General features: G+C 69.6%; 7 protein-coding genes and 2 pseudogenes. 6 read left to right on the top strand and 3 right to left on the bottom strand.

What is annotated here, in order from left to right:
- Window positions 1-831: pseudogene (locus tag ABZ749_RS24200) on the top strand (hypothetical protein); the annotation flags it as partial.
- Between the two features lie 92 nt (window positions 832-923).
- Here ABZ749_RS24200 and ABZ749_RS24195 read toward each other — a convergent pair.
- On the bottom strand, window positions 924-1,859 hold the full coding sequence (locus ABZ749_RS24195) for a DUF4394 domain-containing protein (RefSeq protein WP_357231475.1): 936 nt from the start codon (window positions 1,857-1,859) through the stop codon (window positions 924-926).
- A 41-nt stretch (window positions 1,860-1,900) separates the two neighbouring features.
- On the opposite strand from ABZ749_RS24195, the gene ABZ749_RS24190 reads away from it, so the two are divergent.
- A complete protein-coding gene (locus tag ABZ749_RS24190; RefSeq protein WP_357231472.1) occupies window positions 1,901-2,191 on the top strand; it encodes a hypothetical protein in 291 nt (96 codons plus the stop codon).
- Window positions 2,192-2,270: 79 nt separating this feature from the next.
- On the opposite strand, the gene ABZ749_RS24185 is transcribed toward ABZ749_RS24190, so the two are convergent.
- Both ABZ749_RS24185 and ABZ749_RS24180 read right to left on the bottom strand, forming a co-directional pair.
- Window positions 2,271-2,876: a lytic polysaccharide monooxygenase gene (locus tag ABZ749_RS24185; protein ID WP_124853697.1), complete on the bottom strand. Its 606-nt coding sequence runs from the start codon at window positions 2,874-2,876 to the stop codon at window positions 2,271-2,273.
- Window positions 2,877-3,144: 268 nt separating this feature from the next.
- Window positions 3,145-3,723 carry a hypothetical protein gene (locus ABZ749_RS24180; protein ID WP_357231469.1) on the bottom strand — a complete coding sequence of 193 codons (579 nt, stop codon included), beginning with the start codon at window positions 3,721-3,723 and terminating at the stop codon, window positions 3,145-3,147.
- 467 nt (window positions 3,724-4,190) lie between these two features.
- On the opposite strand from ABZ749_RS24180, the gene ABZ749_RS24175 reads away from it, so the two are divergent.
- The 4 genes and pseudogenes from ABZ749_RS24175 to ABZ749_RS24160 form a co-directional block, all read left to right on the top strand.
- Window positions 4,191-4,736, top strand: coding sequence for a carboxymuconolactone decarboxylase family protein (locus tag ABZ749_RS24175; RefSeq protein ID WP_357231466.1), 546 nt, complete (start codon window positions 4,191-4,193; stop codon window positions 4,734-4,736).
- Between the two features lie 133 nt (window positions 4,737-4,869).
- Window positions 4,870-7,467 carry a class III lanthionine synthetase LanKC gene (lanKC, locus tag ABZ749_RS24170; protein ID WP_357231463.1) on the top strand — a complete coding sequence of 866 codons (2,598 nt, stop codon included), beginning with the start codon at window positions 4,870-4,872 and terminating at the stop codon, window positions 7,465-7,467.
- 5 nt (window positions 7,468-7,472) lie between these two features.
- Complete coding sequence (locus ABZ749_RS24165) at window positions 7,473-7,592, top strand: SapB/AmfS family lanthipeptide (RefSeq protein ID WP_013734295.1); 120 nt, start codon at window positions 7,473-7,475, stop codon at window positions 7,590-7,592.
- A 142-nt stretch (window positions 7,593-7,734) separates the two neighbouring features.
- Window positions 7,735-7,829 (top strand): annotated as a pseudogene (locus ABZ749_RS24160) (3-hydroxyacyl-CoA dehydrogenase NAD-binding domain-containing protein); the annotation flags it as partial.

Raw genomic sequence — 7,829 nt, 5'->3', positions numbered from 1 at the left:
TGTCGCAGGCCGCCACGGCGCACGCCGCCCTACAGGAGCCGGGTCCGGCACCCGCTGGGTGGTCGGGTAGCGGCCGGGGTGCCGGAGGGCGTAACCACAATGGTCATTCCGGTCTTGACACCCACCTCCCGTGATCGGACGACCGGCTGGGCGTTCGCCGGTGCCGTGGTGGGCCTGCTGGCGGTCGCGGCCGTCGTCGTCACGGCAACCGGTGCGGTGATCGGCGGCTGGCGTGGCGAGGACAGCCTTTCGGCGGCCGAACCAGGCGGTGCGGCCGCCGGCGTGGTGGAATCGACCGCGACGGCACCGCCGGCCCACCCCTGCCTGGAGGACGCCGACTCCAGCGGGGCCGAGCCTCTGCGAGCGCCTGGCGCACCGCTGCCGTACGCCCTGCCGAACGGTTGGGCGTGGCACCAGGACCCCGCCGGATTTCTGCTGGCGGTGCCCGAGGGATGGAGCCGGCACACCGAGGGTGCACTGGTGTGCTTCCGCGATCCCGCCGAGGTGCGGGCCATCGCCGTCGACCCCGCCGCGACAGCTTCCTCCGTACCGTCGAAGCGGTGGGAGGCCGCCGAGCGCGACGCGTTGACCACAGGGGCGTTGGCCGGCTACCAGAGGATCAGTATTGGGCCGGTCATCCGCCCGGGCGGCGCGGCGGAGTGGGAGTACACCTGCGACCAGGCCGGCGGCACGCGGCTGCACGCCCGCCGGCTGCTGATCAACGAGAGCAGGACCCGCGCTTACAGCCTGTCCTGGATCACGCAGGACAGCCAGTGGAACGAGACCGAGCCGCTCCAACGACTGGCACTGGCAAGCATCCGCCTCGACTGACGCGGCGGTTGCCGGTCACAGGTCGACATGGCGGTGCGAACCTGAGGGTGGACGAGTGTGGGAGGGGTGCGGCCCGACACCCCACCCGATGGTCACTGCCGCAGAAGCAGGGCGAGGTCGAGGACCACGTGCCCGTTGAACACGCCTGTCGTCTGAGCCGCCCCGGTGAGGAGGTCGACCCGGTACAGCCGGGAGCCGCCGACGCCGTTGAGGACGGCGTAGGCGTTGTTGGCCAGGGCGCGGTCTCCACTCAGCGGGCTGTGGATGTCGAAGCCTGCTTGGAGGTTCGCGTTCACCCCCAGTGCGCCGGTGGCGGCCAGTTGCCCCGAGTTGGCGGGGGATTGCAGGACAACCTGGTCGAGGGTGGTGTCGATGTCGAAGAGGGTGGTAGCGGTGGCGGGGTTCAGGTCGTTGTTGGTGTACGCCGCACCGGTGACACCGACGGCGGCGGTGCTGGGCGGGTAGGTGAGAGGGCCGTCGACAAGGGTCGTGCCGCCGGGGTTGATGTTGTGGCGCAGGTTCTGCCCGGTGTCGCTGATGATCCGGAGTCGGTCGGCGGCGGGGTTGAAATCGACGCCGAACGACGTGCCGCTCAGCGCGACGGTCAGCTGGCTGATCTTCGTGGCCGCCGCGGTGCGCGTGTCCAGCGCGTAGATGCCGCCGTTGTTGCCGACGCCGTAGAGCCTTCCGTCCTGGACGCGAAAGTCGATGCCGATGAGCGCTTCGCTGCCGGGCAGGTCGACCGAGCCGATGGTGCAGGCCAGGGCGGGGCGGTTGGCGGCGAACTTGATCAGGTGCTGACCGTCGGTGAGACCGATGGCGACGAGCCCGTTTCGGCCTCCGGCGTTCAGCAGGTCCCACAGCAGGGTGCAGGTCCCAGTGCCCAACAGGGGCAGGCCGCGAGCCGGGATGCTCGCTGCTGTGCTGTGGCTTGGTGGGGCGGCGGTGACTGGCGTCGCGGTGATCCCGATGCTGACGACGATCATTGTGGCGGCTGCGAGCAGCCCTCGGCGAAGCGTACGGTGCATGAGGGGCACTTCCTTGATCAGATGCACCGTCGGACTCCTCGGTGGAATCCGACGCCGTTTTCGGCGACGGTGCAGGGATGAATTCCCTGCTCAGAGCCTATGTAGAGACGATCCGCAGCATCTGTCGGGATTCGGCCTTTCCTTCAACTTTCGCACCTTCTGCACGGTGCAGTCGACGTGCGACGATCAACCACACCCGACACGGTGAATCCACGAAGGGCGGCGACGTCAGCCAGCTCGGCGCCCTGGCTGGTGATATCACCAGCGGTTACACGGTCTCGCTCGGCGTCGGGGGGCGACGCGACCAGCGCCCCGCCGCCGCAGCGAAATGAGGGCAGGGCCGAAAGAGCAATCCGGCTCAGGGCGCTGGCGCCCTGAGCCGGATCAACTCTGTTGCTTCGGTCGTCCCGATCAGGTGACGTTGATGTCGCTGCACCACATGTAGGTCTGGTCCAGGTGCGACGCCCGCCAGAGCACGAACAGGATGTGGTTCCCGCTGCGTGACGGGAGCGAGACGTTGAACGAGATGTTCTGCGCCGGCGCGTAGCGCCCGGTCGTCGTGATCAGGTCGAGGTTGCCCCATCCGAGTTTCTGGGTGGACGGGTTGAACCCCTGCTTGGTGACGTAGACCTGGAAGTAGTCAGCGCCGTGGCTGGCCTGGTCGTACAGCTGGACCGTGAGGTTGCGGCTGACGGTGGTCGTCTTCCACGCGCCTGGCTGGTTCACGCTGTCGTTCCTGGACAGGGCGTTGCTGCACAGCTGGCCGTCCGGGGTGCGAGCCTGGTACTGGCCGCCGAGGCCGTCCCGCAACTGGCTCATCCAGTTCCACATGGTGTCGGGGTTGGCCTGGAACGCCTGCCAACACATGGGGTCCTGCTGCTGCATGGCGGGGTTCATGTGCTGGTTGCCCCACGTCTTCCAGCACTGGTAGGCGCGGCTCATCGGGTTGATGATCGTGCCGTGGGCCTGGGCTGCCCCGGTGAAGGGCAGCATGCCGGCCACGATGGCGAACACCATGACGAATGCTCGCAGGGACCGACGGACTGGTGACCGGGATCGTCCGCCGGATCGATCGGACTTGAGTGAACGCACTGTTCATCCTCCGCTCTTCGGGACTGCAACTCAGAATGGGAACGCTCCCAAGCCAACTGTTGCATCTATCGACTTAGATATCAATGCTTATCTATCTATGGTCGGATGTGGATCGAGCTGACCGGGGTGTCCGCAGCCGCCCGGTTCGGATCCGGGTGCGGGATACGTCCACGGCACCGGCCGCCCAGCCTGGTTACAGGCCGGCTGCGGCGTCGTACCGACGCCGAAGGTCGGCCATCTCCGACTCGGTCAGCGCTTCCCTCGTCGCGGGCTCGGCGTACTTGGGCGGGAACATCTGCCGCAGTCGGTCGATGAACCTGACGTCGGCGGTCGCCTCGACCACCTGGATGCCCGGAGGTGTGGTGGACACGTCCATGATCACCGGACCGGCCAGTTTGACCGCCACGTCCCAGGGGCGCTGCTTCTCGGCGACCCCGCAGAGGTGAAAGCCGTAGACGGTCTGCACGTCGGCGAGCGCGGTGGCCTCGGTCGGCTCGTAACCGTAGACGCGGACCCCGCAGATCACTGCCGCCTTCTCCGCGGTGGCCGCCTGTTGGGCACCGTGGCCGGCGTGGTTGTGCTGCCCCGGGTCCGCCTTCTCGAGCGTGGTGCGCATCCGGGCGATGATCTGCGACTGCAGATCCGCCGGCTTCGCCGCCGGGTCGGTCCGGTTGACCAGTACGACAACGCCGGCCGACACCACCAGCAGGATCACCGCTACCCACACGAAGCGGTTTCGGTACCAACCCGCGAAGTTCTCTCGGGACATCATTGTTGCTTCTCACCTCGTCGCCGGTTCTGGTGCTGGCAGGCCGAATCGGACGCCCCCGGCGGGTCAGGCGTCGAGCGCGTCAGCCGTGGGGGACACGTGCCAGGGGGTTGCCTACGGCGGGCGAGGATGATTGCCCGGCAAAGCGCCCGTCGTCGTAGAGGTGGCCCGGCGATCCGCCAGGCGAGCGTCCGCCGAGGCGGCGCGCTGCCGGCGCTGCGATGCTCCCGTGCTGGCCGTTCCCAGCGCGGTTGCCCCCGCGCTGCGGCGATATGAGCCATTCCAGCACGTCTGGATCGGCTTCGCAACATCGACGAGCGTCAGCGGGGGTTCGACCGGCCACCAGCACCCTCCTCGCGCGGGTGCTCATCGCCGCACCGCCGCCGGGTCCCCCGGGACGGAACTGCGGCGGGCGCAATCGGGATTGGATATGGTCGGTTTAACCCGATTTACTGCTTACAAGGGGAAACATGAGTCGCTTGCCGTACGTGAACCCCGCCGACGCCCCGGTGCCGGTCCGAGAGACGCTGCAGGCCGCGCTTCCTCTGGGCTTCTTCCGCGTCATGGCCCACGCCGAGACGGCGTTTCCAGACTGGATGCGCTGGGGCGGCACGCTGCTCAAGGACCTGGCCCTCGACCCACTGCTCCGCGAAATCGCGATCCTGCGAGTCGCTCAGTTGAGCAACGTGACATACGAGTGGGTTCAGCACGAGCCCATCGCCCGCTCCGTCGGCGCCACGGACGAGATGATCCACGCGCTCGGGCGCGACGAGATCCGGGACGACTGTTTCACGGCAGAGCAACGGATCGTCCTGCGCTTCACGACCGACGTCGTCCGTGACGTCCGCCCGCCCGACGACACCACCACCGCGCTGACCGGGCTGCTCTCCCCGCGCGAGGTGGTCGAGCTCCTGATGGTGATCGGGCAGTACATGATGATCGCCCGGGTCGCCGCAGTGACGGACCTCGACGTCGACAAGCCGATGGGCGCCGCTGTCTACGGCGGGCGGGCCTGACTAATGTCATGAGTGCCTGTGCGCACCGCATCCAACGTCGTGACTAAGCGCACTGGAGCCCACCACGTCCCGTCGATGAGACTCGATTCGACGCCGGAACAACAGCCGGCCGAGTTCGAGAGGCGGCGAGACGGTGGACGAACGCTACGACAGCTACTGCGCCGCGGATCGGTTGTTCTACGACTCGCTCGGCAGCGCCGTCGCGCAGCCCGTCTTCCCGGCTGCCGAACGACCGGTTCCGACCGGCTGGCGCCGTGAGCCGCTCGACGACTGGCTGATCTACGCGCCGGACGGCGGCTCGCTGCCGCAGCAGGGCTGGAAGATTCATGTGTCGGCGGGTCTGGCGAACGCCGAGCGGGTGCTGGACGCGGTCTGGAACTACTGCGTCCCCCGCGGCCTGTCCTTCAAGTTCCTGCGCGGGCCGCGCACCCTGCTGCTGCGCAACTCCAAGTACGCCGCCCGGGCCGCCAGCGGCAAGTTCGTCACTGTCTATCCGCGCGACGACGCGGAGCTGGAGCTGGCCTGCAAGGAACTCGACGAGCTGCTGACCGGCGAGACCGGACCGTACATCCTCAGTGACCTCCGCTACGGCGCCGGCCCGGTCCACGTGCGCTACGGCGGCTTCGCCGCCCGCTACTGCCACTCACCCGACGGCCAGGTGGTGCCGGCGATCGAGGACGACTCCGGCACGCTGGTGCCCGACCGCCGCGAGCCCGTCTTCCACGTACCCGCCTGGGTCACGCTGCCCGACTTCCTCGGCCCGCACCTGGCCGCCCGCAACGACACCAGCACCAACGAGGTGCCGTACCGGATCGAACGGGTGATCCACTTCTCGAACGGCGGCGGGCTGTACGTGGGCAGGGACCTGCGTACCGACACCGAGGTGGTGCTCAAGGAGGCCCGGCCCCATGCCGGCCTGGACGCCGACGGCACCGACGCCGTCGCCCGGCTGGCCCGTGAGGCGCAGGCCCTGCGGAAACTCGCCGACCTGCCGCAGGTGCCTCGGGTGCACGACGAGTTCGTTCTCGGCGAGCACCGGTTCCTCGCGCTCGAGTTCATCGAGGGCCGACCGCTCAACAAGGTGCTGGTCGACCGGTACCCGCTGATCGACGCCGACGCGACCGACGGCGACCGGGCGGAGTACGCGCGGTGGGCCCGCCAGACCTACGAGCAGGTCGAGTCCGTCGTGGCGGCGATCCACGAACGCGGCCTGGTCTACGGGGACCTGCACCTGTTCAACATCATGATCCGGCCGGACGACCGGGTCGCCCTGGTCGACTTCGAGGTGGCCGCCCCGATCGCCGGGCACCGCCGACCCGGGCTGCGCAACCAGGGCTTCGCGGCCCCGAGGGACCGCAGCGGACCCGCGGTCGACCGGTACGCCCTGGCGTGCCTGCGGCTGGCGCTGTTCCTGCCACTGACCCAGCTCGTCCGGCTCGCCCCGGCGAAGGTGACTCACCTGGCCGACATCATCGCCGCGAACTTCCCGGTGCCGAGGTCCTTCCTCGATCCGGCGGTCGAGGAGATCACCGGTGAGCCGCGTGTCACAGCGGACCCGCGAGGGGATCTCGGCGCCGACGACCGGCCCACGTCGCGGGACCAGTTGACGACCGCGATCCTGGCCAGCGCCACCCCCGAGCGCGACGACCGGCTCTTCCCCGGTGACATCGAGCAGTTTCGCAGCGGCGGCCTCAACCTCGCCCACGGGGCGGCGGGAGTGCTGCACGCGCTCGACAAGAGCGGCGCCGGACGGTGGCCCGAGCACGAAGAGTGGCTGGTGCGGCGGGCGACGTCGCCCCCGTCCGGAACCCGCTGCGGCTTCTACGACGGGCTGCATGGCGTCGCCTACGCCCTCGCTCACCTCGGACGCCGGCAGGACGCGCTTGACGTTGTCGACATCTGCCTGCGGGAACCCCTCGACGGGCTCGACCACAGCCTGGCCAGCGGACTGTCCGGGATCGCGCTCAACCTGGCCGAGATGGCCACGCGTACCGGGGAGCTGTCGCTGTACGACGCCGCGTGGCGGGCCGCCGAGCGTGTGATCGGGCACCTGGCCGACGACCCGGGCCCGGACGTCAGCGGCGGACGGAACCCGTACGCCGGGCTGCTGCGGGGCCGGACCGGACCGGCGCTGATGCTGTTGCGGCTCTACGAACTCAGCGGCGACGACGAGCTGCTGGAGCACGCCGCCACGGCGCTGCGTCAGGATCTGCGCCGGTGTGTGCTGCGCCCGGACGGTGCCCTGGAGGTCAATGAGGGCTGGCGCACCATGCCCTACCTGGCGCACGGCAGTGTCGGGATCGGGCTGGTCCTCGACCAGTACCTGCGCCACCGGGCCGACGAGCAGTTCGCCGAGGCGAGCGCGGGTGTCCGCCGCGCGGCGCGCTCACCGTTCTACGCGCAGTCCGGGCTCTTCGCCGGCCGGGCCGGCATCATCGCCTACCTCGCCGCCTCGACCGACGCCGCCGACCGCCTCGAACTTCGCGCGCAGGTGGACCGGCTGGCCTGGCACGCGCTGCCGTACCGGGAGGGGACCGCCTTCCCCGGTGAGCAGTTGCTGCGCCTCTCCATGGACTTCGGCACCGGCACCGCCGGCGTGCTGTACGCGCTGGCCAGCGCGCGGCACGACCAGCCGCCGGCGCTGCCCTTTCTCGCGCCCCTGCCGGGCGCGGACAGACTCCCTCGCGACAGCGGGGGCGACCCGATCGGCGAACGGATGGAAGGGAGGTGAACGACATGGCACTTCTGGACCTCCAGGGCCTGGAGATGGCTCCGGCCGACCGTACCGGTGGCGGTAGCCGGGCGAGCCTGCTGCTCTGCGGCGACAGCTCGCTCTCCGTCACGACCTGCAACTGATCCACGCACACGTGGGGCCCTGGGTGGGTAGACGTGCCCACCCAGGGCATCCGTGTACCAACGGGAGGACCGATGCCGACGTTCGCCGCGGGGGACAGGCTGCTGCGGCAGACGGTCCTGGCGGGCGGCGGCTGGACGGCCGCCGGTCACCCAGATCGCCGCGGTGACCGAGCGGCCCGAGGCGGTGGTCGGCACGCACTTCTTCTCCCCGGTGCCGATGATGCAGCTCTGCGAGCT

It is taken from the genome of Micromonospora sp. NPDC047753, from assembly GCF_040642735.1.
Lineage (GTDB): Bacteria > Actinomycetota > Actinomycetes > Mycobacteriales > Micromonosporaceae > Micromonospora.
Note: the sequence above shows the minus strand (reverse complement) of the source record. Positions and strands in the feature narration are given on the sequence as shown.